We start from the raw sequence: 25,764 nt of genomic DNA, 5'->3' as shown, positions 1-25,764 counted from the left end.
GAATCCCCGCCTAATTTTCTTACACATTCGATTCATGGCAAAGAACGTAGTGGTACTTGGCACCCAATGGGGTGACGAGGGTAAAGGTAAAGTAGTTGATCTGTTAACCGATCGGGCAAAATATGTGGTGCGCTATCAGGGCGGCCATAACGCAGGTCACACGCTGGTAATCGACGGCGAAAAGACCGTTTTGCATCTTATCCCCTCTGGTATTCTTCGTGACAATGTTACCTGTATTATCGGTAACGGTGTGGTGTTAAGCCCGGAAGCATTGATGACTGAAATGAAAATGCTGGAGGATCGCAATGTGCCGGTTCGCGAGCGTTTAAAAATCAGTGAAGCCTGTCCTCTGATTCTGCCTTATCACATCGCGTTGGATGTGGCGCGTGAAAAGGCCCGTGGTGCCAAAGCCATCGGCACCACCGGTCGTGGCATCGGCCCGGCCTACGAAGATAAAGTTTCTCGTCGTGGCTTGCGAGTGGGCGATCTGTTCAATGCCGAAGACTTCAAGGTGAAGCTTAAAGAAGTTCTGGATATTCACAACTTTACGCTGACTCAGTACTACCACGAAGAAGCCGTGGATTTTGATACCGTGTATGAACAGGCAATGTCTGTGGCCGATATCTTAAAATCTATGGTAGTGGATGTGACCGATGAGTTGGATAAAGCCCATCGTGCCGGTTTGCCCATTATGTTTGAAGGCGCCCAGGGCACCTTGCTGGATATCGATCATGGTACCTATCCCTATGTAACCTCCTCCAACACCACAGTGGGCGGGGTTGCCACCGGCGCTGGCTTTGGTCCGCTGAATCTGGATTATGTTCTGGGTATTGTGAAAGCGTATACTACCCGTGTGGGCTCAGGTCCGTTTCCTACCGAACTGGACTGCGAGGTAGGTCAGCATCTAGGCGTTAAAGGCCACGAATTTGGTGCCACCACCGGTCGCAAACGTCGTACCGGCTGGTTTGACGCAGTCGCGATGAAACGGGCTGTGCAAATTAACTCTATCACCGGTTTTTGCCTGACCAAGCTGGATGTGCTGGATGGTCTGGATACATTACGAATTTGCGTAGGGTATAAAGACGCAGACGGGAATGTGAAAGATGTGCCGCCGATGGCTGCCGACGGATACGAAAAGATTCGTCCGGTCTACGAAGAAATGCCAGGCTGGTCAGAAAATACCTTCGGGGTCCAGGATTTTGCAGCACTGCCGCAACAGGCGAAAGATTACATCAGCCGCTTAGAGCAGATTACCGGCGTGCCGGTCGACATTGTTTCTACCGGCCCGGATCGCAACGAAACGATCGTTTTGCGCAATCCATACGACGTGTGATCACACTTTATCCAAAAAGTTATCCACAGCCTGCTCCTTGCAGGCTGTGTTATTTTGGGCTTATTAACGCCCAGCCCTTCTTTGCTGACTCCGCTTTGATATACTGCTGAAAATACTCTTTTGGCGGCGCCCCACAATGTCTTATGCTTCAGCAGATTCTGCTTCTTTTGATAATCAGGACGGCTTTTCAGCGCCCCAGGTATTAGCGCAACTCAGACAAAGTTTCGCCAGCGACCGTACCCGTACTCTACCGTGGCGCCGGGCTCAGTTAAGCGCGTTAGAAAGTTTATTAAAGCATCACACCGATGAACTAATAACCGCGTTATATCAAGACCTTGGAAAGTCTAAAACCGAAGCATGGACCTCTGAGATTGGTTTTTTACTGACCGATATCAAACATACCTTGCGTCATCTCAAAAAGTGGATGCGGCCACATAAAGTGCCTACCCCCCTGATCGCCCAGCCGGGCAGTAGCGCGGTTTTTTACGAACCGTTGGGGTGTGTGCTGGTGATAGGCGCCTGGAATTATCCGCTGCAACTGACGCTGGCGCCCTGCATTGCGGCGATAGCCGCGGGCAACTGTGTATTATTGAAACCGTCGGAACTGGCGCCGGCGACTTCGAGCCTGATAAAAAAACTTATCCCCAGGTATCTTGACAACACGGCGATCGCTGTGATCGAAGGCGGTAAAGCAGAAACGACGGATCTGCTGGCCCAATCCTGGGATCATATTTTCTATACCGGTGGTGAAGCGGTGGGTAAAATTGTGATGCAGGCTGCCAGCCAGCATTTGACCCCGGTCACCCTTGAACTGGGCGGTAAAAGCCCCTGTCTGGTAGAACGCTCCGCCGACGTGGAGGTCGCCGCCCGCCGTATTGTGTGGGGCAAATGGATGAACGCCGGGCAGACCTGTGTCGCCCCTGATTACATTATTGTGGAAGAATGTGTTAAAGACGCCCTGCTCAAAGCTTTGAAAAAAGAAATTCGAGCCCAATACACCCGTCAGCCATTGCAAAGCCCGGATTATGGGAAAATCATCAATCGCCATCATTTTGATCGATTATGTGGTTATCTGGAAAATCAGCAACTGTATTTTGGTGGCGAAACCGATCCGCAGGAACACAAAATCGGGCCCACCATTGTTTTGGATCCCGATGCTGACAGCCCGATAATGCAGGAAGAAATTTTTGGCCCGTTGTTGCCGGTTCTGACCACCACCCAAATTTCTGAAAGTCTGGATTTTATCCGTCAGCGCGCTAAGCCTCTGGCTTTGTACTTATTTACTAACGATAGCAAGCTGGAGCAGCGGGTTATTCGTAAGGTGAGCGCAGGTAGCGTGTGTGTCAATGATATTATGATGTTTATGACCAATGCGAATTTGCCTTTTGGCGGGGTGGGAACCAGCGGCATGGGGCAATATCACGGACACGCTGGGTTTGCCCAGCTAAGCCATAAAAAATCGGTAATGATCAGAAAGTTCTGGCTGGATGTGGCCGTGCGCTATGCGCCATTTTCGTCATTTAAACTGGCAATATTGAAAAAGCTTTTATAGGAGAAAAATATGGTGCAGCCGTTTCATCTGGCCATTCCGGTTAACGATCTTACTGCGGCTCAGCAGTTTTACGGCGATCTTTTTGGCTGCGAACAGGGTCGCAGTGATAGCGAATGGATTGACTGGAATTTTTTTGGCCACCAGTTAGTCACCCACAAAGTTGCCAGCATGCCAGCACGCTTGAGCCCTAATCAGGTCGATGCGCAGGCCGTGCCGGTGCCGCATTTTGGGGTGGTGCTGACCATGGCGCAGTGGCAACAGCTGGCTGCCCGCCTGGAAGACGCCGGACAGCGCTTTATTATCAAACCCTATATTCGTTTTAAAGACCAGCCGGGTGAGCAGGCCACCATGTTTTTACTGGACCCGGCCGGTAATGCTCTGGAATTTAAAGCATTTGCTGATGCTAAACAGCTATTTGCCCGCTGAGCGGGCCGCGCAGAGGCTGGTCACTGCGCGGCTTCTTCCACCAGACTCAAGCCCCGTCCGCTTCGCTGTGAAGCGGCTTCCAGACCCTGGGAGGTGCGTTTAATAAGCTGCAAATCACCGAAGGGCTGTTGTTTAAGGGTGTAGCCCAGCTGTTTTAATTGCTGCTGTTTGTCCGTAGCAATGCCGGTATGCATCCGAATCGTGTTTTCAGGCCATAGCTGATGATGAAAACGAGGCGCATTCACCGCCTGCTCAGCACTCATATCAAAATGCAGCGCATTTAATACCGACTGGGTTACCGATGAGATAATGGTGGTGCCCCCCGGCGATCCGGTAACCAGAGCGACATCTTGCTCTGCATCCAATACCACCGTCGGGCTCATGGAAGATAACATGCGTTTGTAGGGCTGAATTTCATTGGCTTTACCGCCCACCGCACCAAAAAAATTGGGGACTCCGGCCTTGGCGCTAAAATCGTCCATTTCGTCATTCAGTAAAAAGCCGGCGTCGGTGACCACCATGCCACTGCCAAAGCCCAGGTTCAGGGTGGTGGTGATTGCCACCGCGTTGCCCCACTGATCCACAATACTAAAATGGGTGGTTTGCTCGCTTTCAGTTAAACCAGGCTCGATGCTATCGCTGTCAGAAATAGTATCAGGATTCACCTCACCGGCACGCCGGGCAATATAGTCATCATCGATAAGCGCCGCCATGGGCACATCAATAAAATCCGGGTCGCCGAGATATTTCGCTCGATCGGCAAAAACCCGCTTGCCGATTTCTGATAACAAATGAATGTATTTCACACTATTGTGGTCAGCTGGCTCCATATCTTGCTGAGCCTGTGCAAACATGCCCAGCCACTGCGCCACGGCGATGCCACCGGAACTGGGAGGGGGCGCGGTGACCAGGGTATAACCTTGCCAGCGGAAGGTTACCGGTTCACGCCAGATAGCCTGATAGCGGCTCAAATCGTCCTCGGTAATCAGTCCATCATGCTGCTGCATAAAGTCAGCCAGCATCCGGGCGGTTTCGCCCTCGTAAAAGCCAGCTTTACCTTCATCACGTATGCGTTTTAAGGTCGCGGCAAGCTCAGGCTGCACCAGGGTCGAGCCGGCAGTAGCATGGCCAAAATACGCGGTAAAGTTGTTGATTAGATTCTTTTCGCGACTTTTTTGGATAAACTGGTTGATGTTACCCGCCAGTTTTTCGGGCACCACAAAGCCTTGTTCGGCCAAATCGACCGCTGGCTGCACCAGTCGGCGCCAGGGCAGACTGCCGTATTTTTGATGCGCGGCCCACATGCCGGCGACTGAGCCCGGGACCCCAGAGGCACGCACCCCATACAAAGAGTCGTGAGGTTTCACCTTGCCGTTGTCATCCAGATACATATCGCGACTGGCCTTGCCTGGCGCCATTTCCCTGAAATCCAGAAAATCAGTCTCGCCTTCATGAACCAGGGTCATAAAGCCGCCGCCACCAATATTACCCGCTTCAGGCAGCGTCACCGCCAGCACAAACTGAGTGGCAATAGCAGCATCCACCGCGTTGCCACCGTCCTGTAATACCGCCATAGCGGCGTTGGCACTGAAGGTATCAGGGGCAGCAACCGCTTGTGCATTACCCGGGGAAGAGGATGTGTCAGGCTGTTGTGCACAGCCACTGACCACAACAAATACGATTATCCATAATAAATGACGCATAAATCTATCCAATCATAACAATACTGGCAATCACATAGGCCACCAGGGTCAACGAACCGGCAACCAGTGCATAGGGTAGCTGAGTGCGAACATGAGTAAGCAGGTCGCACCCAGCGGCGATGGAGGATACCGCTGAGGTATCAGAGATAGGTGAACAATGGTCACCAAAAATCCCGCCTCCCAGAATCGCGGCGATAACCAACGAAGGTGGCAGCCCCAGGGTTTCTATTAAAGGCACCCCGATAGGGATCAGAATGGCAAACGTGCCCCAGGAGGTGCCGGTGGTAAACGACATTACCGCCCCGGCTAAAAATAGCATCGGCACAATCAGCACCAGCGGCAGATACTCACCCACAATCCCTGATACAAACACACCCGTGCCCAGGATTTTCAAACTACTGCCTAAGGTCAGCGACAACAACACAATGGTAACCAGTGGCAGCAACTCGCCCATGCCCTTGAAGCCGGTTTTAACCGCTTGTTGGTGGGTAAACTGGCGGTGAGATATCAATAATAAATAAGCCACGGCGGTCGCCAGCACGGTGGCGTACAACACCGACTTACTACCACTGCCTTCGGCCAGCACTCCATCGCCGGTCCAGAACATAAAGCCTACCATGCTGGCGACCATCACCACTAAAGGGATCAGCATAAAGCGGGCTTTGGTCGCGGGAGTGGTTTCCAACGGGGTCTCGGCCTGCGCCTGCAGCGACTCTTCTTTGGCCATAGGCCCATGTACTTTATCTTTCACAATGGTATAAGTCACAATCGCCAGGGTGATAAGGGCATAAAAGTTCAGTGGCACCGAACCCCACAAAATACTGACAGACGATTCCGGTAAATCATACGTATCCAGCATCCCCAGTACAAAGGCGCCCCAGCCATTGAGCAAAATCAGAATACATACCGGGGCACTGGTACTGTCGATAATATAGGCCAGGCGCGCCCGGCTCATTTTAAATTTATCAAACAAACCGCGCGCAAAGATGCCGGCGGTCAGTACGCTTAAATTAGACTCGATAAACACCGCGATGCCGGTAAACATGGTCAACCCGCCAACCTGCCGACGACTTTTGGCCACGCCTTTACCAATCAGCCAGTTAACGGTGGCGGTAACCCCGCCTGAATCCCGGATATAGGCAAGCAAGGCTCCCACCAGTACCGAAAACAGCAAAATTCGGGTATTGCCCGGGCTGGCGGCCACTTCAATAACACGCTCCATCGAATTAATCGGCGCCAGCAGTATCTGCCCCGGGGCGGCCTGCATAACAATCAGGGCTTCAGAGCACAATACAGCCATCAGCAAAGCCATAATGACTTCTTTTTTCCAGAAGACCACAAAAATGGCAACGAGTGGGGGGATGATCGACACCCAATCCATATACTTTCCTACAAATAAAACGATTAATATGGGAAATCACAACCATGCGGCCGCTGGCTTTCCGGTGTGTTGTATTAACCACGGGCAACTTTTTGACAAAACCACCCATAAAAATATTTATAGGATAGCAGTAGCCTACTCAGATTCAGCCGGCAATGATAGCGGTTTGCCGGTGGGTGAGTGTAAGTGGCCTTAAAAATTGATTTATCAATTCTCAAACAAAGCGGTTTGCTTACAAACCCAGCGGTTTTACCCGCTACCTGGGATAAAGGTTTACTTACCTGGCATAATTTGATTGCCAACATCAGACCTTTAGTGTTTTCCTAAGCCGTGTGTAAGCATCGTGGTCTGTAATATTGCACAGGCATTTTTGTAGTTAGGCAAATATCAATCTCTTATCACTTATGCGTATTGTATTATTCTTTTTTGTTTTATTGATAAACACCGCCGTTGCCGCCCCCAGCCTGGCTCAGATAAATTTGTGCTGGGCCAGAAAATGATTCTGGATTTGCGTTATTACTGCGCCGATGACACGCCGGCAGCACAATGTTGCACTCCCGTGACCCGCCTGACCGATCCCATTAAAAAATTGTTGGTCTCCAATGCCATTGGCGGGGTTATTTTGTTTGGGCAGAATATAGAAAACACCCGGCAGCTGGTCACGCTTAACTATGAACTACAGCAATTGATGCAGCAGCATGATTTGCCGCCGCTGTTTATTGCTATTGACCAGGAAGGTGGCCGGGTAGCCCGTATACCCGATCATATGGCCACGCGGTTTGTGGGCAATATGGCAATCGGCGCCACCCACAGTGGTTATCAGACACACTTTGCCGCACAGGTTGGTGCCAGCATCGCCGAAACGCTGAATTTATTGGGGTTTAACATCAATTTTGCGCCGTCAGTGGATGTAAACAGCAACCCATTGAATCCGGTCATCAATGTACGAAGCTACGGTGAAGCCGGCGCCCAGGTGGCCGCCCTGGGCGATGCCACCGTCAAGGCCTTGCAGAGCCGACAAATCATCAGTGCCTTAAAACATTTTCCCGGACACGGAGATACGCATACCGATAGCCATTCCGGGCTGCCCCGGGTGAACGCTAATCTTGAGCAGATTTTGCGTGATGATCTGTTGCCTTTCATCCAGCTCATCGACAGCGACGCTCCGCCGCAAATGATTATGACCGCCCATATCCAGTATCCGGCCTTAGATGACACCCGGCTTGCCACCCGTGATGGCGGGGACACCGTGGTGCCGGCAACCTTATCAGAAAAAATCCTGACCGGTTTACTACGCAACAAACTCAACTATAACGGGCTGATTGTAACCGATGCTATGGATATGGCGGGTATTGCCCAGTTCTTCTCACCGGCGCAGGCACTGATTCAAACCTATGCCGCTGGCGCTGATATTGCGTTGATGCCCTTTTCGATTCGTAATACCGCCGACACCCAAGAGTTTGAGCGAATTCAGCAGCAGGTGATGGCGGCCCTTAACCAGGATGTTCTCAGCCGAAGTCAGATGCAGGCCTCAGCCCGGCATATTTTGCAGGTAAAACAGCAATATCATGCGCAGCGTTTTATCGCCCGCCCGTTAGCGCAACGGCTGCAGGCGGCACAAGCGCAGTTACCCTCTGCCCACAACCGGCAGCTGGAACAGCAACTGGCCAACGCCGCGCTCACGGTGTTACAGGGCCAGTCATTGCTGCCGCTGGCAAACAATCAGCATATTAGTGCCATTATGCCTGACACTGCTCGTTGTCAGGCGCTGGCCGGCGCGGTTTCAAGGTTGGATAAGGGCCATACCTTTGCATGTCGTCACTCGTTACAGCTGCCTGCGGGGAAATCATCGCCGCTGTCAGCACCAACCGACATTTTATTGGTGGCAGACATCAGTCCGCCGCATACCGCGGCAGAAACCGGTGGCATGGACAGTCTTGCAATACTGCGGGATCGCAGTAGCCAGACCCAGCGCCACCAATGGCTTAAACAAATCATGCAACAGGCTCAGGAGCAGGGCATCACCACGGTGTTTGCGCCGCTACGGGCGCCGTATATCGCCAGCGAGTTTGCCCCGGTAAGCGATATTATACTGGCTACCTTCGGGTATAATGTTGACACCACCTCACACAAGACGCCGCACGGCGCGGTGTTCGAGGCACTGGCCAGCGGCGTGTTTACCGACATGGCATTTAGCGGAACGTCACCGGTAAGCGTGAGGCTGCCACCGGCAAAGTAAGCGCATCAGAGCACAGTGGCGGAGATCCGGGGCTTGGGGTCGCTTTGCTGATCCAGCAAATACATAATGTGGCTGTAAGTCATGCCAGCGGCTTTGCTTAGTCCCAATTCACAGCTACGGTTATTACTGACACCAAAGGTGGCCGTGGCCGGGATTTGAACCGGTAATGAGGCCAGCGCACTGTCGGTCAATTCAGGACAAGTCAGGCCTTTATCACCCGCAAAACCACAACAGGAAATATTGGCCGGCTCGCTTACCTGAGTACACAGTATCCTGGCCAGCGTCCGTAAGTACTGACCGCCATCCAACCGGATACTGCTGCAGGTGGTATGCAGCATAATGGGCTGTTCGATGGGACGAACCTCAAGCCGTTCAAGCACATGCTGCACCACAAAGGCGGTAAGCTCCTGGACCTGATTCGCGTTGTTTTCGGTGCTGCCTTGCTGACAGTGTTGGGCACATGAGCTGGCATCAGTGATGACCGGCCAGCGCCCCTCAGGGTTATGCTGTTGCAACCATTTTTCGAGCTGCTGTTCATAACGACTGGCGGCTTTTTGATTGCCTTTGTTGCGCCATGGCTGACCACAGCACTGTTGCTCCACATTCGGGGGATCACCACCTCAAACCCGGCTTTGTTCATAACCCGGGTTACCACCTCAGGCAACGGCGGCTGGTCATCGGCCGCCCCGAAAACCCGGTTTAAACACGATGGCAAATAAATAACCTTATCGGTAAAAGTGTCAGACGACGCGGTAACTGGGGTGGCGCCTTTGGGGAGTTCCTCAAAATATTCAGGCAGCGTCGGCCAGATTCGTCGGGCCAGCCTGGTGCTCGCGGGCAATACTTTGACTGGCAACACCTGCGAGGCCCAGTGGGCGACGGACAGCGAGCTGCGCGCCACCCGATGTGTTGCTGCCAGATGGCGGGCCATGGTCTCGGCGGCTTGCGGATTATCCCGGGCCCGGCGTTTTTTAACCCAGGCGCCGGTATCTATGTTTACCGGACAGCTGGTGGCGCACATGCCGGTAGCCGCGCAGGTAGTATCCACCAGATAAGCCTGCTGGCGCTCAATGGTGGCCTGCTGATCAGGCTCAAGTAACGGTAATCGGCGCATCAGGGCTATACGCTGCCGGGGGGTAAGCGTGAGATCGCTGGAAGGACACTGAGGCTCACAAAATCCACACTCAATACAGTTATCGATCAGGGTATCCACCGGTGGCAGGGTTTTAAGATGCTGCAGGTGGGCTTTGGGGTCGGCATTAAAAATAACACCGGGGTTCAGAATGGCGCCGGGATCGAGCAGTTGCTTGATCCGTTGCATAATGCTCACCGCCTGAGGCCCCCACTGATGAACTAAAAATGGCGCCATATTGCGACCGGTACCATGTTCAGCTTTCAGGGTGCCATGGTAGCGGCCCGCTACCAGGCTCACTACATCCTGCATAAATGCATCATAGCGTTGGCGCTGGGCGGGGGTGTCAAACTGCTGGGTGAATACAAAATGAAGATTGCCATCCAGGGCATGGCCGAACACAATGGCTTCATCATAGTCATAGCGCTCAAAAAGCTGCTTCAGTGCCTGCAAACCGGCTGCCAGGTCAGTTAAATCAAAGGCAATATCTTCGATAATCACCGTAGTGCCCTGGGCCCGCACGGCGCCAACCGCAGGAAACAAACCTTTACGAATCTGCCACAGATGGTCAATGGTTTGGGAATCCTGAGTAAAGGCGCACACCGTCTGTAGGTGGCTGGTAGGAAAACCGGCATTAATGGCCTCAAGCTGGGCCTCAAGCTGGGTTTGTGACGGGGCACTGATATCCACCAGCAATGCGACCGAGCCAGCGTCCAGCGTGGCTTGTCCCACCAGTGCCAGTTGCCCGGTTACCCGCTGTAAAGCGCGACTGTCCATCAACTCTACTGCTTCGGCCCCCTGGGCTTGCAAATGCGGAATTTGGGCGCAGGCGGTCTTAGCATCTGCAAATACATACAAGCCGGTGGCGCGAACCGGGGCCACCGCAATCGTGTGCAAGGATAATTCGGCAATAAAGCCCAGGGTCCCTTCTGAGCCGATCATCAGATGCGTCAGAATCTCCACCGGGTCGTCATAATCCAGCAATGCATTCAGGCCATAGCCCATGGTGTTCTTGAGTCTGAACTGATGTTGTATATGCGTCGTAAGGCTTGTGTCCTGGCGCACTTCGTCGCGCAAGTCAGCCAGCCCCTGCAGCAGCGCTTTTTGTTTATAGCGAAACTTTTTCAGGGACTGGGCGCAGTGGGTGTCCAACTCGCTGCCATCGGCCAGAATAAGATACATACCCGCGAGTGTATGGTAGGCATTATGGTCCACCCCACAGCACATGCCTGAGGCATTATTGGCGGCAATTCCGCCAATTTTACAGGTATTGATGGACGCCGGATCGGGCCCGATTTTTGTCTGGTAGGGGCCAGCAGACGATTGGCCTGGGCACCGATTACCCCAGGCTGCATACGAATATGCCGACCTTCTTCGGTTACCCAGGCATTGCGCCAGTGATGATTAAGCATGATCAGCACCGAATCGCTGATGGCCTGACCCGATAAGCTGGTGCCGGCCGCACGAAATGTCACCGGCACCGACCAGCGTTGAGCCAGTTGCAGTACCCGACGTAGCTCTTCGGTGGTATTGGGGAACAGCACCAGCTTTGGGATCAGCGTGTAAAAACTGGCATCGGTACCATAGGCCACCCGACGGGCCAGGTCGGTGACTCGCCTGGCGGCGGGCAATACACTGTTGAGTTGGGTTACAAAACTGCGCCAGTTGGCGCTGATAGAGTCAGCCATACAGGATCGTCAATGCAAAAGGTCACTATATACCCGGCGCCTGCCTTCAACAACGCTCAGCATCATGGGTACAACAAATACGGCCTACGGCGTTGTTTGAAGCGGGCCAGATCGGTTTGCCAGCTGGCCCGGATCTGCGCCTCATCGTGGCCTGCCAGAATCGCTTTGCGCAGGGCATCAGTGCCGGCAAGTTTGTCCATAAAATCAGGCCGGTCAAAAAAGGGTTCGCCGGCTTTTTTGAAAATCTGATAGGTGTTGATCAACACACTCAAGTCCAGCCCGGTGATATTGCTTTGGCGCAAATCCTTAAAATAAACCGTGTTTCCTTTAAGCTTGGGTGCAGGTGCCTCGGGCCGGGATTGTGGGGTAAGTGTTAATGCGCCCAGCGGCACCTGGTGGTGCCCGATAATCTGAAACGGTAGCAGGGTGCCCCGGCCGACACTAACGCGGGTTGCTTCAAAAAATACCAGCGAGGGATACAAGGAAATAGCCTGGTCGTTGGGTAGATTGGGGCTGGGCGCTACCGGTAATGTGTAAGACATATCCCGGGTGTAATTGGCCACCGGCACCACCTGTAACCGAAGTTCGTCGGCCTGCTCAATCCATTGTTCTCCCTTAATCATACGTGCCAGTTCCGCAACGGTCATGCCGTGTAATACCGGCAGCGGATCCACGCCTACAAACGAAGCAAATGCTGGCTCCCGTAGCGGACCATCAACAAATGCGCCATTGGGGTTGGGCCGATCCAGCACAATAACCGGGGTCTGATATTGAGCGGCAGCTTCAAGAACATAGTGCAGGGTACTGATATAGGTATAAAAACGGGCGCCGACATCCTGAATGTCAAACACCAGGACATCCACCCCGTTGAGCATCGCCGCGGTAGGCTTTTTGGTCGCGCCATACAGCGATAATAGCGGTACGCCGGTCTTTGGATCCCGGTCGTCATGGACTTTTTCGCCCGCGCCCAGCTTACCCCGAAACCCGTGTTCAGGCGCCATTACCTGCGCAACCTGAATGTTGTTGTCGAGTAAAAAATCCACCAGATGGGTGTCGCCGACCCGGGAGGTGTGATTCACCACCAGGCCCACACGTTTACCCTCAAGCAGGGGCAGATATTTACCGGGTTGCTCGGCACCCACTGTAATCGCTTGCACCTGGCTGCCCCAGGCGAGCAGCATGACCCATAGCATCCAGACTCTTAACATGCGTTTATTCCTGTTCCAGCGACGCGCGCAATCCACCCTGGTGTCGAGCCAGGGTGTGTTCTGCCTGTGCTGCGCTGCACTGGCTCAGCAACATCAGAATCGCCACTTTGGCCTGGCCATTCGCGGCTTTTAAGGCCTGTAGCGCGCTGGCCTCATCGCAGTCGGTGGCTTGCATAACAATGCGCACCGCCCGGGCCCGAAGTTTGTTGTTGCTGGCGTGCACATCCACCATCAGATTTGAATAGGTTTTACCCAGCCGGATCATAACCGCGGTAGATAGCGTGTTGAGCACCAGTTTCTGAGCGGTGCCTGATTTCAGGCGGGTGGACCCGGTTAAAGCTTCAGGCCCGACCTGTGGACAAATAGCAATCTGCGCCAGCGACAGAATCTGGCTATTTGGCGAACAGGCAATGGCAATAGTGCCACAGCCCTGTTCACTGGCATATTGCAGAGCACCGGCTACATACGGCGTCCGCCCGCTGGCTGACAACCCCACCACCACATCGTTAGCAGTCAGGTTGATGGCCGTTAAGTCAGCGGCGCCCTGGGCGCGGTTATCTTCAGCCCCCTCTACCGCATGCTCGATGGCGGTTTTGCCGCCGGCAATGAGGCCGACGACTAAATGGTCAGGCACGCTGAAGGTAGGGCGACATTCCACCGCATCTAATATGCCCAGACGCCCACTGGTGCCGGCGCCTATATAGATAAGTCGCCCCCCCAGCCGCAGCTGCGCTTCGGTAAGATCCACCGCCTGGGCGAGCGCGGGCAATTGGGTGGCCACCGCCGGTGCCACTTTATGATCTTCACGATTAATGGCACTGACAATATCCAGGCTGGAACCAGTATCGATATGCAGGGTGTCAGGATTTCGTCCTTCAGAAAGCAGGTCGTTGAGCTGTTGCATGATGTCGGCGTGCTGATTGCTCATGATGATCCTTGTATGTCGGCAAACCAAAAAAAGAAAATTCCTGATGGCTGTCACCACTCAGGGCGCATTCACCATAGCATAATTTTGCGAACCGGTTTGTGTGGTTGCGATGGCAAAGCCTTCTTGCGTAGATAAAACATGATAATATAATTCACCAATTAGTGGGTAAGCAGACTGGCATTTCATCTTGAGCAGACAAACCCGGGCAATTATTCATACCCAAGCACTCCAGCATAATATCAATGTATTGAAAACATTGGCCCCCGCCAGCTCCACCATGGCAATCATCAAAGCGGATGCGTACGGACATGGGGCATTAATTACCGCCCAAACCCTGCAGTCGCAGGTAAGCGCCTTTGCTGTAGCCATTACTGAAGAGGCGGTGACGCTTCGCCAGCAGGGTATTACCGCCCCTATTGTGGTTTTAGAAGGTCCCCATGAGCCCCGGGACTGCGATTTGGCCGGTCAGCACCAGCTTACTCTCGTGGCGCATAGCGAAGCGCAACTGCAATGGCTTGATGCGGCCAGCCACCCGGTAGATTTATGGCTTAAGGTAGACACCGGCATGCACCGGCTTGGCCTGGAGATAACCCGTGTACCTGTTTTAGTTCAGCGGTACCGGCATTTACTCAACGAACGTAGTGTGATGGTCACGCATATGGCCTGCGCCGATGAACTGGACAACCCGTTTACCACCGGGCAGACCCGGCAAATAGAACAGCTGGCAAAAAAGGTCGGCTTGCCACTGTCGGTGGCAAATTCGCCGGCGATGTTGCACTGGCCCACCACGCATGCGCAATGGAACCGCCTGGGCATTGCGCTGTATGGGGCGAACCCGGTTTACCCTACGCCCAGTGGTGTGGTGTTGCACGCCGCCATGACGCTGCAAGCCAGCATCATTGCTATGCACCAGGTGCCAAAAGGCGAGGGTGTGGGTTATGGCCAGACATGGAAGGCGACACGGGACAGCCGCATCGCCACGGTGGGAATTGGATATGGCGATGGCTACCCGCGCCATTGCCCCAATGGTACGCCGGTGCTGGTCCATGGACAGCGTGCTCCTCTGGCCGGGCGGGTCTCTATGGACATGCTGTGTATTGATGTGACGGATATCGGGCAGGCCAAAGTGGGAGACAGGGTAGAGCTGTGGGGCGCAAAGCTGGCGATTGATGAGATTGCCGGGTATGCCCAAACCATTGCTTATGAGCTGATGACGCGTGTGTCGGCGCGCGTGCCCCGGGTGCTAGATTCAGCCCCGTTGAACTGAACCAAGCCCACTGACTCCGGCTATAAAGAAATACTTTTTAATTAGATTGAGAATATATGTCGGCCAGTGAAGTAATATGGATGGGTTTTATCGCCAGTTTTTGTGCCAGTTTGGGCACGGCGGCCGGCAGTCTGGGTGTTTTCGCGATACGTCGCTTGTCCCGACAGATGGAAGATGGCCTGTTAAGTCTGGCGGCCGGTATTATGCTGGCGGCGACATTTTTTTCGTTGCTGTTGCCTGCGTTGGAATACGCCAGCAGCGATTATCAGTCTGATACCCTGGGTGGCCTTGCTGTGGGCGCAGGGACCTTGCTGGGCGCATTTACGCTGTTTGCCATCCATCAGTATGTGCCCCATGAACATTTTATTTCCGGTCGCGAAGGCGGTGACAATTACAAGCTGGGACGTATCTGGCTGTTTGTTACGGCAATTACCCTGCATAATTTTCCCGAAGGGCTTGCCGTAGGCGTAGGTTTTGCCGGCGGCGAGCTGGAAAATGGTCTGACCTTAGCCATTGGCATAGGGTTACAAAACTTTCCCGAAGGGCTGGCAGTGGCAGTGGCGTTGCTGTCGGTGGGTTACAGCGCCGGAAAATCAGCGATGATTGGTATTTTGTCGGGGCTGGTGGAGCCGGTAGGCGGGCTGATTGGCGCGGCAGCGGTATCGTCTGCGGCAGTATTGATGCCCTGGGCCCTGGCCTTTGCCGCAGGGGCCATGCTGTTTGTGATCAGTGATGAGATAATCCCCGAAACCCATAATAATGGTAACCAAAACCTGGCGACATTTACGCTACTTATTGGCTTTGTCATTATGATGCTGCTGGATACCAGCCTGTAGACGGTAGCCAAAAGGCTAAGAGAAAGTTACCTCACGCCGGCGTATAGTCATGGCTGATTTAAGCTTGAAAGCGGGCTTAGTACACCATTTTCTCTTACTACTATAGGGCCATTATGCGCACTTCCTATTCCAGAGGTCGGGTCAGTCGGGGCATGTTTTCAAAACCGAAACCCAAAACCGCGCCCAAACCGGTTCAATAAAAAAATCCTGGCCATCGCCAGGATTTTTTATGGGTGCAGATAATTGACATACAGCCCGGCGATTAACTGTTCTGAGGCTGCATACCGGCTGTCATTTCAGCGCTCGATGCCGTTACTGAATCGCTACTGGTTGGTGATTTAACCGGCTTATTGCGCTCTGCCGGCGCGTAGCGTTCGGGACGATGATTCAAAGATAATACCAAATTCAGACAAAATGCTGCCAGAATAGAAATCAGTACCAGGGGCCAGGCAATAAAGGCCAGCGCACTCACTAATATCAGGGTATCGACGGTGAGCTGAAACATGCCGGCGCGCACCCCGAAGCGGGCTTGCAGGTAAAATCCTAAAATTCCTACGCCGCCCAGACTGGAGCTATGGCGGAACATGATAAGCATCCCCGTGCCAATCAACAGGCCGCCAAATACAGCCGTAAAAATAGGGTTTGCGTGTGAAATATCCACAAATCGGGGTAACTGATCCGACAATACTGAAACGGTGGTCACTGAGATAAAGGTATTGATGGTGAAGCGTTTGCTGATTTGGGTCCAGGCCAGGGCATAAAAAGGCAGGTTAACCAAAAAAAACAATACACTAAAATCCATCGGCAACGCATGGGTGCCTAACAGCGCCAGACCGGCCGCTCCGCCCACCATTAAATCCTGCGACTGAAACAGGTGTACTCCGAACGTGACAAACAAGCCGGCACACATCAGCGCAAAGAGATCTTCGACAAAACTGTGTTTTGCTTTTTGCATAATTAAAAAAACCTGTAAATGAACGCGGTTCAAAAGACGGGCCAATTATACGCAGCCTGTGTTGAGAAAATAGTCAGTCAGGCGAGGTAAAGTGGAGGACGATCGGCGGCTTCGGTAGCCAGACTTTACGACTTTTAGCAAAAACGTAAACAGCTTGTGTGAGGGGTGTGAAAGCTAGCTATTAAACTGGGGGCCAAACCATAGGGCTGCCTGCCTATGCTGGCAGCCGCACAAATTCTGCTTCAGGAAACAGACCTTTCGCATGGGTCGCATTGGAGGTGAGATATTCTTCACAAAGCCAGATTTCGACACATTCATCAGTGTCAGTGAACAGGGTAAGACATTCCCGGGTAACCTGAATCCGACGAATATGGTGCTTCACAACAAAGGTAGTAAAACCGGCAGACAGCCGCGACAAGCTGTTATGACGAACGCCGACAATGCTGTCAAATTCGGTTAATACATAAGCCGGCCGGTTTAGCCGGCGTGAATGCATGGCCCACAGATTAATGATGACATAAAGGCCGAACAGGCTGGCACTGATGCTAAGATAAAAAGACATAGTCTGCCCTCTTTTTACTTCAAAACCGCATTGTGCACGACAGTAAGCTGTCGCTGTACAAATCCTGTACACCATTGCATGTATGTCACCGACCTACAAGCAGAGTGGCCACTGCTGCTAGTCAATAGCAGCCTGCATCTGACAACATTTGTTTATACCTGGCTTTAAGTTATTGTTATTAATTGAAAATTGTAGCAATACCTGACCAGGTTACATTTTTGAAATGCTCCGGCCCCGTGGTGTTAACGTGCCGGAGGCTCGGAAATCACATTGATGGTGGCCATCGGTAATCGCAGGCGCAAAAATGCTTCAACCGCCGGAAAGTATAGCTCTGCAAAACTGAACTGAGCTACCTCCGTAGTGTTATCGTGAAATAAAATCTGTAACCAGGCCCGGCCATGATGTTTGCCCATCACCACCATGTCGATACTGGCTTTAGGATAACTGTTTTTATCAATCCACAGTTTGTCGCCGTGAAAACGTAGTCGCAGCCATGGGCTACCAAGCGCCTCAGGTTGCTGTTGCTGCTGTCGGCAGGACAGCGCCCAGCCGAGAACAACCAATACACCCGGCCCGCCGGGGAACAGCCACCACCAGGCCGGGGCATCGACATACCAGAGACACGTCCCGGTAGCGGCCAGGACCGTCATAGTCAGTGGCCACCATCTGGATCCGGACAATAACTGTACTTTTTTAATGCTATCCATAGCAAGACTCGTAGTTCTGCATGCAGGCCAGAGGTTCTCCCGGCAAGAACAGTTTGAGCCGTCTCCTGACTGTTGTGCTTATGCTAAACCTAGAGCAGCCAGATTAAAAAAGAAACTAAACTTTAGACTGAAATAATGATTATTTTGACTGGGTTTTGTGCTGCCGATGCAGTTCGTACAATTTTGCTTCTTTTAAAAACGCATACATGGCATCAATGCTGGCATGTATCAGACCCCTAAAGCCGGATAAGAAATGTTTGCGCAAAAAATATTCTTTGATGAACATCAGCGGCAATACCAGGACCAGTTTCACCGGTGACCAGGCTTTGCCGCGGGCGAATTTTTCCTTGGCACCTAATGAGGAGTAGCGATTCTGTTTGGTCATGTAAGTGGCCAAATCATTGTAGCCATAATGAATAATACAGCCCGGCACCCGTGCCACCTTGCCCTCGATACGGACATTTTCATGTACCAGTCGCTCCATCGGGTAGTGTGTTTTTGATTTTTGAAAAACCCGGACAATAGAGCGTTTGTGCGCCGCCGGATGCATGGGCGCGCCTAAAAACAAATCTTCAAAAAATACGCGCAGACCGGCGGCCTCGCCGCTGTTGACCTGCTGCTGAATAGCGCGGGCTACATGTTCAGGGACTACCTCATCCCCATCCAGGTTAAAGCACCATTCATTTTGACAGGCCTGCATGGCAAACTGCTTTTGCTTGGCAAATCCCAGCCACTCCTGATGCACAACACGAGCCCCATGGGCTTTAGCAATGTCCACCGTGGCATCAGTGGAACCAGAGTCCACCACCACAATTTCGTCAAACATAGCCACCGAAGACAATACCTCGGCCAGCGCCTGCTCCTCATTGCAGGTCACCAGAAAAACACTTATCGGGGTGTTCATTTCGACAACCCTTGTTCGGTGTCAGTCTGCATCTGCAGTGCTGCCAGAGCAGCATATTTATGAAAGGCATACTGGCCCAGCACCAGCGCCATAAAAAAGCCGGCCTTGCCATCTAAAAAGCCGCCTCGCAGAATATATTGCTGCAAAAAATCGGTCATAAACCGTAACGAAGCATAGCTAAGTGAGCCGGTTTTACCTTTTGCATGTTTCTCGGCGGCCAGTATACAAGCGTATTTGAGGTGTTTTTCCTGTAAATGCTGGTAGGTGCGCCAGCTAAAATGTTTCAGGGGCTGGGTGAGGGTGCGCACTTTGGGATCCGCAATCTGTAATACTTCATGCACCTGAGAATTTTTAAACTGGGCACCGTTTTTATTCAGAAACAGTTTGCCCTGGGGGGTGGAATAGCGCCCGTGATTTAAAGGCTTGCCGAACAAATAGGTTTGCCAGGGCAGGCGTAAAATATTGGCTTCCAAATCTGGCTCACTGAGTACCTGATCGATTTCCTGTCGCAGTGACGGGGTCATGTTTTCATCCGCATCCAGGTTCAATACCCACTCGTGGTGGCACTTCGCCAGAGCCCGGTTTCGTTGCGGGCCATAGCCCGGCCAGTCGGTAATATAGACCTCATCGGTATACTTGCGGCACAGCTGGGCGGTCTCGTCGGTACTGCCAGAATCCAGGATGATGAGTTGGTCGACCCATCCGGCTAACCCTTCTAAACAGGCTTCAATTCGATCAGCTTCGTTACGTACAATTAAAAAGCAGGATAAGGGGCGTCTTTTCATTTTTGTAGTTGCCAACAATGTGTTACCAGAACTTGCAGGGATAAACCGCCAAGCCGGGAATTAGGTCGTAATAGATGCAGATAGTTTTACACAGGCCTGTAGCACGAATCAATTCGCCACTGCGATCTGGTGTGTCTTTATTCGTGACGGGCGAGCCTATGCTCAGCGGTAGGGCGGTAGCGCCGCTCGCTCAGCCTTGTCTAACACCGTCGGTGTGACGATAGGCTCACCCGCCTTGTTGAATAAAGGATTGTCTTTATGGGTGCCTGCCAGCCGCGCCTTGGCAACCATAGTGGCCATACGCCACACTGTGCCTGGCAAGCCTTTGGGTTTGGGCTTTGGCGATCCCTGGGCAGAGTCAGTATGCACCACCGCCATTTTGCCAGGAAAGTCGGTAGGGATCGCGGCGGGGGTTAAGATGTTGTCGATAAGCCCGATAAAAGCGATAGAGGGCGTGGCCAGGGTATTTCCCACCGGCGTGTTACAACAGCGACTATACCACCGCAATAAACCATTGGGTGATAACCGCACGGCGGCTAGCTGGTGCTGTCCTTCGGTGAATACAACGCGGCGTGGCGAAAGTTGCACTAAATGCGTACCGCCCTGCACATTTAACACACGATCGCTGGCCTGAAGATAATAGGCAAAGGCCTGACAATCTTTACAATAGCACAGCAACCGATTGCAGGTGCCGCCCGGCTTAACATAGCCTTGCAGGCTTTTGCATTCGCAGGCAAGAGGGTGGTTCATACATCTCCTTTTGTGGTTACGTACCCTGGGGCGTGGCCGGCTCCCAGAGTTCGACAGGGTTTCCTTCGGGATCGTACAGGCGGGCAAAACGACCATTTGGATAAGTTTCTTCATCCACATCCACTTCAATACCGGCATTACGAAGCTGTTGCACCATGGCGTTAAGATCTTCCACCCTGAAGTTGACCATCCACACCTTGTCTGGGTCGCCAAAATAGTCGGTGGCTTGCTCAAAAGGAGCAAATACCGTGGTGCCGGCGCGCTGCTGCCAGCCGGGTTCTTCGTAAGTGGTGGGTACCTGACTCACACCTAAATGAGTTTCGTACCATTTAGCTAATTCCGACGGAGTTTTTGCGCGGAAAAAAAGTCCGCCAATTCCGGTAACTTTTTGCATGGTGCCTGGCCTTTCAAAGCGGTGGGCAGTTAGTCTCTGCGTTACCACCACGGTTAGGGTCGCTTCGGTATGCTCCCGTCACACTGCTCCCATCACTCCGCCTTCGTCATGACCAACCTGTTCTGATTTGATACAGCATTCATAACAATAGGGGTCAAAGTGATAGCAGCAATTTCAGGATTGTTTAATTCACGACCAAAAATCCACCATACGCCAAAAGCCTGGCAATGCCAATAACCCGTATTGATGAGGCCTAAACACCTGGGGGTGGGGCAGGCTGTACCCTCGCGGTTACTTTCTGTCAGTGCATCGCGGTGTTGGAAAACAGATTAATAATTACCACGCCCATCAGAATAAACGCCATGCCTATGAGCGCCGCTGCATCCGGCACCTCTTTGTACCACAGTGCCCCCAATGCGGTAATCAGCACAATCCCCGCACCCGACCAAATCGCATAGGTAATGCCCACCGGCAGGGTTTTTATCACCAACGATAAATAATAAAACGCCACCGCATAACTGATAACACATACGGTACTGACAAGGCTCTGGGTAAAGCCTTGTGAGGCTTTTAATGCCAGGGTGCCTAGCACCTCAGCGCAGATTGCAATTGCTAAATAGACATAGCTCATGTTGTGTTCCGGGTTCGTCATTATGCCAGGCCACTACTGTAACACCCACACAGACAATGGCGCATTGCTCAGCCAGACGCTGAGGTAGCCGGAACTATATTGCTAAGTAACGTTGTTAAGTAACTTTGCTCAGTAATTTTGCTCAGCAACCCCACAAGGTGTGAGGGCAAAGCCGGTATTTGCTGTTCTTCAAAAGCCCAAGTCCATCAAACTGGCGAATAAATAAGCGGTCGAGCGAGTATTTTTGAAATTATGCAACAAGTTGTTTACACCCCAATTGAACCTGCCTGGTGAAAGTGCAATGCTAGAGCTTACAAAATATTAATTAAACCGGTGAAGGAAGTCGCAGTGGAAAAAGCAGTCAACGAAGCGCAGTCGACACTGGGCAGTCTTATTCGTTTGTTGGGGCCGGGTATATTGATGGCAACCGCCTCCATTGGTGGCAGCCACCTGGTTGCCTCGACCCAGGCGGGGGCAAAATTTGGCTGGCAGCTGGCCTTGCTGGTATTGATGGTGAACTTATTAAAGTATCCGTTTTTTCGGGCCGGAGTGAGTTATACCATCAGCACCCATAAAACCCTGCAGACCGGCTATCTGGAGATGGGCAAAGGATACCTGCTGGTGGCCCTGGGGCTGAACAGTCTATCAGCGGTGGTCAATGCGGCGGCGCTGCTGATGTTTTCAGCCAGCCTGTTAAGTTATTTTCTGCCCGTGGCGGTGCCGCTGCCGATTATGTGCGCCATCGTGCTGGCGGCCATCTTGTTTATTTTGCTCGCCGGGCACTTTAAAGCGCTGGATAATGTGGCAAAAGTAATTATGATTTTACTGGTGATTGCCACCGTTGCCGCCACCGCGGTGGCGTTCAGCAATGGCCCGGTCGCCCCGGCTGACCATGTCTCACCGTCGCCCTGGACCCTGGCCGCCATCGGCTTTTTGGTGGTCACCATGGGCTGGATGCCGGCACCGATAGAAATATCCGCAATTACTTCACTGTGGCTAAAGCGCCAGTGTAAAGAGGCCGATGTCACCCCACGTTCGGCCATGTTTGATTTTAATCTTGGCTACTTTACTACTGTCATTCTGGCGCTGGTATTTTTGTCGTTAGGCGCCTTGGTTTTACATGGTAGCCCTCAGGCATTGGCGACTGGCAGCATCGGGTTTGCGCAACAGTTGGTGGGTATGTATGCAAGTACGATTGGTGAATGGTCCCAGTCCCTTATCGCGCTGATTGCCTTTTTATGTATCTTTGGTTCGGCGTTAACGGTCTATGATGGTTACTCCCGGGCAGTGGCTGAGGCGCTGATGCTGGCCAAAGGTAAAACCGAGGCTTCGCATGGTTTCTTCGCCATAATTTTGCTTATCGTGGCGGTGGTGAGCTTTATTATTGTGCTGTTTTTCAAATCAGCCTTACTGGCGATGCTGAGTTTTGCCATGACCCTGGCCTTTATCACCACCCCCATGTTTGCCTGGCTTAATCATCGTTTGGTAAAACGCGCCCCGCTGGCGCCGGAAGTAAGGTCCGGGCCCTTACTGACCCTGTTTAGCTATCTGGGTCTGGTGTATTTGTTCGGCTTTCTGGCGCTGTTCTTATGGTGGAAACTAGCCTGGTAAATTCAGCAGTGTGCCTGTGCCAGAATGAGCGTTCGCAATAGCACCGCAGCGACAGCGTTGGCAGTCGAAAAGCACTAAGAGTGTGGAGGTACGGCGTCAACCCTTTTCTTAAGCGCCGGCTCCGTCACCCGCGCTGGCCGCGGTCGGGCGAATGACTAATGCCTGCGTCGGGCCGGCGGCCACAGACGTGTTACAGCAGTAATTCGTGATCAATGGGGATAAAGCGGGTAGCGGCCTGTTGCAAACTGGCCGCGGTCAGGGCCGGGGTGCCATAAACCTCAACCGGAATACCGTATTTTTGCTGAATGCGGGTCACCAGAATATCAAAATCACCGTCGCCGGAAACCAGAATCATGGCCTCACTGTAGGCGGCGCATTCCATCATATCGACCGCTATACCCACGTCCCAGTCGCCTTTGGCGGAGCCGTCGGCACGCTGAATAAAAGGCTTTAGTTTTACCTCAAAGCCGATAGCACGCAGAATATTCTGAAATTGCTTTTGCTTTTCGTCATTTTTATTGATGGCGTAAGCAAAAGCCTGGGTAATGGTGTGCTGCTGGCTAACCTTGGCCCAAAATCGATTGTAGTCAAAATTTTTGCCAAAACTACTTCGGGTGGTGTAATACACATTCTGCACATCCACAAACACACTGACCTTGGGCATTCACTAATCCTTTCCTTTATAACCGCCATATTGCCGATGACTCTACCACCGCCTACACCGAAATGGTGCCTGTTAAATAGTGCACGGCCGCGCCGCGAATGTATACCTTTTGCGGTGTGACCCGACAATTCAGCTGACCGCCGCGGGCTGAAGCCTGATAAGCATGCAGGCAGGCTTGGTTAAGACGTTGACTCCAGAACGGTGCCAGTCCGGTGTGAATAGAACCCGTTACCGGATCTTCATCGGAACCATTAGACGGCCAAAAATACCGGGACACAAAATCGTAGTCGGTGCCCGGCGCGGTTGCCACCACATCCAGCGGCGCTAATTGTGCTATCACCGTTGGCTGCTGGGTCAGTGCATAAATCTGTTGTTCATCTTCATAGATCGCAAAATAAGCCTGGGTGTTTTGCCACACTTCTGAAGGTGGCAGTGACAGCCCCGCTGCCAATGCCTCGGGAACCGTCGCAAGCTGGTGTGGCATACGGTTGGGAAACATCATTTCAAATTGTTTCTGCTTTGGATCAGAAGTCGGGTCGGGGCGGGTGATTTCAAACACGCCTACGGCGTCTGCATAAAGACTTAGCCTGGTGCGCTGCGGCTCGCGGGAAAACACCACAAAGGCTGATGCCAGCGACGCATGCCCGCAAAAGTCAATTTCGCAAACCGGCGAAAACCAGCGAATGGTATAGTCGGCCGCTGTCGGTAATCCAGGCTGCTGCGCGGTGGCAGGACATAAAAAGGCGGTTTCTGAAAGATTGTTCTGACTGGCAATGTTTTGCATTAACCCGACAGCTAAGGGGGTATCGGTGATGACCACCGCGGCCGGGTTGCCTTTAAACTGGGTATCGGTAAATGCATTAATAATATCGAGCTTTAATTCCATAGCAGAAAAAAGGTCCCTTGGTGGTCAAAAAGACAATACAGCTGGTAGCCTACCCCGGCAACAGGCTCATACAAGGTTACCGGGGAAGGGGCCGGTAATCAGGCACCCATTATTCAGGGACCCATCCTTCAGGCACCATTGTCAGTGGTTAGTTGCCGTGCAGATAAGCCTGTTCACATAAGGCTTCAAGTACCGGCATCTGGATATCTTCAAGCCGGTTGACATAAATGCAGCCTTTACTGCGCCGGTGCTTACCCAGCTGGTCCAGCAAGGCTTGTCGCTGGCTAAAACTGCCCAGGTACAGCACTAGCGCGTTGCTTCTGGGAGAAAAACCAATCTGACAGATGGTACCGGTGGTGCCGCTGGCCAGCGTATATTCATGGGCGCCGAAGCCAACAATCGAAGGCCCCCACATCACGGCCGGCTGACCGCTTATACGTTTCATCAGCTGCAATAACGTAAAGCCATCCTGGCGACGCACAGGATGTTCTACCTGGGCAAGAAACTGCTCAACACTGGCTGTGGTTGGCTGAGTTTTGTTGGTGGTCATGAGCATTCACCTTTTTAAAATCAGATACAAACAACTGGTTTAACCGGCACATCGGAAGGTTTGACGAAACACATTCAGCTGAGGCTGGGCCGGGGTCAGGAGTACCTGATAGAGCCGGTCAAAGTCGGCTTCGGTAAGCGCGGCTACCGGTCTGCCAGTAAGATGTTTGGCCAAAGTGGGCGTGGTATTACTGTGTCCGACGACCAGAATGTTTTGCTCTGGCTGCTGCTGCAGAGTTTGGGCAAATTGTTCAAGCTGATTCGGGTCATACTGTCTGACCTCAAGCTGCTGGGCCGAAGCGATGGGGGCGGCGGTGTGTAAGGTACGTTGATAATCGGTGCTGTAAATGGCCTGCAAGGGTACGGATTTAAAAAAGCCCGCCAGCGCCTGGGCGCGCTGTTGACCGCATTCAGTTAGCTGGGGATCCCGGCTATGTCCTTCGGTGATCCCCTTTTCTGCATGGCGAATCAGATACACGGATTTAACCGGCTCAGCAAATCCTGGCAGTGTGAATAATAGCGCTGCACCGCAGCAAGCCCGAACAAAACTTAACCACATAACAAGGTCCTTGGTACCGGTAACAATTCATAATAATGAATATAACCAAACTGGAGGGCACCAAAGCAAATTAATTTGTAAAAAATAGCGTACTGATGCTGGTTGACCAAAAAA

At 52.5% G+C, this 25,764-nt stretch carries 24 protein-coding genes and 2 pseudogenes; 7 read left to right on the top strand and 19 right to left on the bottom strand.

Annotated elements, in window-relative coordinates; genetic code table 11:
* Window positions 1-34 precede the first annotated feature (34 nt).
* From IT774_RS14825 to IT774_RS14815, 3 genes are all read left to right on the top strand, one after another.
* On the top strand, window positions 35-1,333 hold the full coding sequence (locus IT774_RS14825; RefSeq protein ID WP_195810451.1) for an adenylosuccinate synthase: 1,299 nt from the start codon (window positions 35-37) through the stop codon (window positions 1,331-1,333).
* Window positions 1,334-1,469: 136 nt separating this feature from the next.
* Window positions 1,470-2,885, top strand: a complete 1,416-nt coding sequence (locus tag IT774_RS14820; RefSeq protein ID WP_195810450.1) for an aldehyde dehydrogenase family protein — start codon at window positions 1,470-1,472, stop codon at window positions 2,883-2,885.
* Window positions 2,886-2,894: 9 nt separating this feature from the next.
* Complete coding sequence (locus tag IT774_RS14815; RefSeq protein WP_195810449.1) at window positions 2,895-3,311, top strand: VOC family protein; 417 nt, start codon at window positions 2,895-2,897, stop codon at window positions 3,309-3,311.
* 20 nt (window positions 3,312-3,331) lie between these two features.
* Here the strand turns inward: IT774_RS14815 and ggt are convergent, their stop codons facing one another.
* Together ggt and IT774_RS14805 are read right to left on the bottom strand one after the other, a co-directional pair.
* Complete coding sequence (gene ggt / locus IT774_RS14810; RefSeq protein WP_195810448.1) at window positions 3,332-5,014, bottom strand: gamma-glutamyltransferase; 1,683 nt, start codon at window positions 5,012-5,014, stop codon at window positions 3,332-3,334.
* A 4-nt stretch (window positions 5,015-5,018) separates the two neighbouring features.
* Entirely contained in the window at window positions 5,019-6,395 is a 1,377-nt protein-coding gene (locus tag IT774_RS14805) for a Na+/H+ antiporter NhaC family protein (protein WP_195810447.1), read from the bottom strand.
* 481 nt (window positions 6,396-6,876) lie between these two features.
* Between IT774_RS14805 and IT774_RS14800 the strand changes: the two genes are divergently transcribed.
* Window positions 6,877-8,634: a glycoside hydrolase family 3 N-terminal domain-containing protein gene (locus IT774_RS14800; protein WP_195810446.1), complete on the top strand. Its 1,758-nt coding sequence runs from the start codon at window positions 6,877-6,879 to the stop codon at window positions 8,632-8,634.
* Window positions 8,635-8,639: 5 nt separating this feature from the next.
* On the opposite strand, the gene IT774_RS17055 is transcribed toward IT774_RS14800, so the two are convergent.
* The 5 genes and pseudogenes from IT774_RS17055 to murQ form a co-directional block, all read right to left on the bottom strand.
* Window positions 8,640-8,942 carry a hypothetical protein gene (locus tag IT774_RS17055; RefSeq protein ID WP_218958978.1) on the bottom strand — a complete coding sequence of 101 codons (303 nt, stop codon included), beginning with the start codon at window positions 8,940-8,942 and terminating at the stop codon, window positions 8,640-8,642.
* A gap of 207 nt (window positions 8,943-9,149) precedes the next feature.
* Window positions 9,150-9,236, bottom strand: a pseudogene (locus tag IT774_RS18095) (hypothetical protein); the annotation flags it as partial.
* Window positions 9,237-9,634: 398 nt separating this feature from the next.
* Window positions 9,635-11,454 (bottom strand): annotated as a pseudogene (locus tag IT774_RS18090) (FAD-binding and (Fe-S)-binding domain-containing protein); the annotation flags it as partial.
* Window positions 11,455-11,516: 62 nt separating this feature from the next.
* Window positions 11,517-12,662, bottom strand: coding sequence for an exo-beta-N-acetylmuramidase NamZ family protein (locus tag IT774_RS14790; protein ID WP_195810445.1), 1,146 nt, complete (start codon window positions 12,660-12,662; stop codon window positions 11,517-11,519).
* Window positions 12,663-12,666: 4 nt separating this feature from the next.
* A complete protein-coding gene (gene murQ / locus IT774_RS14785) occupies window positions 12,667-13,590 on the bottom strand; it encodes an N-acetylmuramic acid 6-phosphate etherase (protein WP_195810444.1) in 924 nt (307 codons plus the stop codon).
* Window positions 13,591-13,777: 187 nt separating this feature from the next.
* Between murQ and alr the strand changes: the two genes are divergently transcribed.
* Complete coding sequence (alr, locus tag IT774_RS14780) at window positions 13,778-14,857, top strand: alanine racemase (protein ID WP_195810443.1); 1,080 nt, start codon at window positions 13,778-13,780, stop codon at window positions 14,855-14,857.
* A 56-nt stretch (window positions 14,858-14,913) separates the two neighbouring features.
* Window positions 14,914-15,693, top strand: a complete 780-nt coding sequence (locus tag IT774_RS14775) for a ZIP family metal transporter (RefSeq protein WP_195810442.1) — start codon at window positions 14,914-14,916, stop codon at window positions 15,691-15,693.
* Window positions 15,694-15,955: 262 nt separating this feature from the next.
* Here IT774_RS14775 and IT774_RS14770 read toward each other — a convergent pair whose 3' ends face one another.
* The 8 genes from IT774_RS14770 to IT774_RS14735 all read right to left on the bottom strand — a co-directional run bounded on the left by IT774_RS14770 (window position 15,956) and on the right by IT774_RS14735 (window position 21,381).
* Window positions 15,956-16,648, bottom strand: a complete 693-nt coding sequence (locus IT774_RS14770; RefSeq protein WP_195810441.1) for a YitT family protein — start codon at window positions 16,646-16,648, stop codon at window positions 15,956-15,958.
* A 214-nt stretch (window positions 16,649-16,862) separates the two neighbouring features.
* On the bottom strand, window positions 16,863-17,210 hold the full coding sequence (locus IT774_RS14765) for a hypothetical protein (protein ID WP_195810440.1): 348 nt from the start codon (window positions 17,208-17,210) through the stop codon (window positions 16,863-16,865).
* Between the two features lie 242 nt (window positions 17,211-17,452).
* Window positions 17,453-17,917, bottom strand: coding sequence for a hypothetical protein (locus IT774_RS14760; protein ID WP_195810439.1), 465 nt, complete (start codon window positions 17,915-17,917; stop codon window positions 17,453-17,455).
* Between the two features lie 139 nt (window positions 17,918-18,056).
* Window positions 18,057-18,821, bottom strand: coding sequence for a glycosyltransferase family 2 protein (locus IT774_RS14755; RefSeq protein ID WP_195810438.1), 765 nt, complete (start codon window positions 18,819-18,821; stop codon window positions 18,057-18,059).
* Window positions 18,818-19,606 carry a glycosyltransferase family 2 protein gene (locus IT774_RS14750; protein ID WP_195810437.1) on the bottom strand — a complete coding sequence of 263 codons (789 nt, stop codon included), beginning with the start codon at window positions 19,604-19,606 and terminating at the stop codon, window positions 18,818-18,820. The genes IT774_RS14755 and IT774_RS14750 overlap by 4 nt, the downstream gene beginning before the upstream one ends.
* Window positions 19,607-19,768: 162 nt before the next feature.
* On the bottom strand, window positions 19,769-20,356 hold the full coding sequence (locus IT774_RS14745) for a DUF6151 family protein (RefSeq protein WP_195810436.1): 588 nt from the start codon (window positions 20,354-20,356) through the stop codon (window positions 19,769-19,771).
* 16 nt (window positions 20,357-20,372) lie between these two features.
* A complete protein-coding gene (locus IT774_RS14740; protein WP_195810435.1) occupies window positions 20,373-20,750 on the bottom strand; it encodes a VOC family protein in 378 nt (125 codons plus the stop codon).
* A 301-nt stretch (window positions 20,751-21,051) separates the two neighbouring features.
* Entirely contained in the window at window positions 21,052-21,381 is a 330-nt protein-coding gene (locus tag IT774_RS14735; protein WP_195810434.1) for a DMT family transporter, read from the bottom strand.
* Window positions 21,382-21,801: 420 nt separating this feature from the next.
* On the opposite strand from IT774_RS14735, the gene IT774_RS14730 reads away from it, so the two are divergent.
* A complete protein-coding gene (locus IT774_RS14730; protein ID WP_232365215.1) occupies window positions 21,802-22,992 on the top strand; it encodes an NRAMP family divalent metal transporter in 1,191 nt (396 codons plus the stop codon).
* Window positions 22,993-23,182: 190 nt separating this feature from the next.
* Here IT774_RS14730 and IT774_RS14725 read toward each other — a convergent pair whose 3' ends face one another.
* The 4 genes from IT774_RS14725 to IT774_RS14710 all read right to left on the bottom strand — a co-directional run bounded on the left by IT774_RS14725 (window position 23,183) and on the right by IT774_RS14710 (window position 25,650).
* A complete protein-coding gene (locus IT774_RS14725) occupies window positions 23,183-23,656 on the bottom strand; it encodes an NYN domain-containing protein (RefSeq protein WP_195810432.1) in 474 nt (157 codons plus the stop codon).
* Window positions 23,657-23,708: 52 nt separating this feature from the next.
* Window positions 23,709-24,542 carry a PhzF family phenazine biosynthesis protein gene (locus IT774_RS14720; protein ID WP_195810431.1) on the bottom strand — a complete coding sequence of 278 codons (834 nt, stop codon included), beginning with the start codon at window positions 24,540-24,542 and terminating at the stop codon, window positions 23,709-23,711.
* Window positions 24,543-24,690: 148 nt separating this feature from the next.
* On the bottom strand, window positions 24,691-25,092 hold the full coding sequence (locus tag IT774_RS14715) for a DUF1801 domain-containing protein (RefSeq protein ID WP_195810430.1): 402 nt from the start codon (window positions 25,090-25,092) through the stop codon (window positions 24,691-24,693).
* 39 nt (window positions 25,093-25,131) lie between these two features.
* On the bottom strand, window positions 25,132-25,650 hold the full coding sequence (locus tag IT774_RS14710; protein WP_195810429.1) for a phosphoglycerate mutase family protein: 519 nt from the start codon (window positions 25,648-25,650) through the stop codon (window positions 25,132-25,134).
* Window positions 25,651-25,764 lie beyond the last annotated feature (114 nt).

The organism is Salinimonas marina (assembly GCF_015644725.1).
In the GTDB taxonomy this organism is placed as follows: domain Bacteria; phylum Pseudomonadota; class Gammaproteobacteria; order Enterobacterales; family Alteromonadaceae; genus Alteromonas.
Note: the sequence above shows the minus strand (reverse complement) of the source record. Positions and strands in the feature narration are given on the sequence as shown.

Bases quoted from the DNA above. Each gene is read 5' to 3' on its own strand.
- IT774_RS14825 (WP_195810451.1), top strand. From the start codon at position 35: ATGGCAAAGAACGTAGTGGTACTTGGCACCCAATGGGGTGACGAGGGT.
- IT774_RS14820 (WP_195810450.1), top strand. From the start codon at position 1,470: ATGTCTTATGCTTCAGCAGATTCTGCTTCTTTTGATAATCAGGACGGC.
- IT774_RS14815 (WP_195810449.1), top strand. From the start codon at position 2,895: ATGGTGCAGCCGTTTCATCTGGCCATTCCGGTTAACGATCTTACTGCG.
- ggt (WP_195810448.1), bottom strand. From the start codon at position 5,014: ATGCGTCATTTATTATGGATAATCGTATTTGTTGTGGTCAGTGGCTGT.
- IT774_RS14805 (WP_195810447.1), bottom strand. From the start codon at position 6,395: ATGGATTGGGTGTCGATCATCCCCCCACTCGTTGCCATTTTTGTGGTC.
- IT774_RS14790 (WP_195810445.1), bottom strand. From the start codon at position 12,662: ATGTTAAGAGTCTGGATGCTATGGGTCATGCTGCTCGCCTGGGGCAGC.
- murQ (WP_195810444.1), bottom strand. From the start codon at position 13,590: ATGAGCAATCAGCACGCCGACATCATGCAACAGCTCAACGACCTGCTT.
- IT774_RS14775 (WP_195810442.1), top strand. From the start codon at position 14,914: ATGTCGGCCAGTGAAGTAATATGGATGGGTTTTATCGCCAGTTTTTGT.
- IT774_RS14770 (WP_195810441.1), bottom strand. From the start codon at position 16,648: ATGCAAAAAGCAAAACACAGTTTTGTCGAAGATCTCTTTGCGCTGATG.
- IT774_RS14765 (WP_195810440.1), bottom strand. From the start codon at position 17,210: ATGTCTTTTTATCTTAGCATCAGTGCCAGCCTGTTCGGCCTTTATGTC.
- IT774_RS14760 (WP_195810439.1), bottom strand. From the start codon at position 17,917: ATGGATAGCATTAAAAAAGTACAGTTATTGTCCGGATCCAGATGGTGG.
- IT774_RS14755 (WP_195810438.1), bottom strand. From the start codon at position 18,821: ATGAACACCCCGATAAGTGTTTTTCTGGTGACCTGCAATGAGGAGCAG.
- IT774_RS14750 (WP_195810437.1), bottom strand. From the start codon at position 19,606: ATGAAAAGACGCCCCTTATCCTGCTTTTTAATTGTACGTAACGAAGCT.
- IT774_RS14745 (WP_195810436.1), bottom strand. From the start codon at position 20,356: ATGAACCACCCTCTTGCCTGCGAATGCAAAAGCCTGCAAGGCTATGTT.
- IT774_RS14740 (WP_195810435.1), bottom strand. From the start codon at position 20,750: ATGCAAAAAGTTACCGGAATTGGCGGACTTTTTTTCCGCGCAAAAACT.
- IT774_RS14735 (WP_195810434.1), bottom strand. From the start codon at position 21,381: ATGAGCTATGTCTATTTAGCAATTGCAATCTGCGCTGAGGTGCTAGGC.
- IT774_RS14730 (WP_232365215.1), top strand. From the start codon at position 21,802: ATGGCAACCGCCTCCATTGGTGGCAGCCACCTGGTTGCCTCGACCCAG.
- IT774_RS14725 (WP_195810432.1), bottom strand. From the start codon at position 23,656: ATGCCCAAGGTCAGTGTGTTTGTGGATGTGCAGAATGTGTATTACACC.
- IT774_RS14720 (WP_195810431.1), bottom strand. From the start codon at position 24,542: ATGGAATTAAAGCTCGATATTATTAATGCATTTACCGATACCCAGTTT.
- IT774_RS14715 (WP_195810430.1), bottom strand. From the start codon at position 25,092: ATGACCACCAACAAAACTCAGCCAACCACAGCCAGTGTTGAGCAGTTT.
- IT774_RS14710 (WP_195810429.1), bottom strand. From the start codon at position 25,650: ATGTGGTTAAGTTTTGTTCGGGCTTGCTGCGGTGCAGCGCTATTATTC.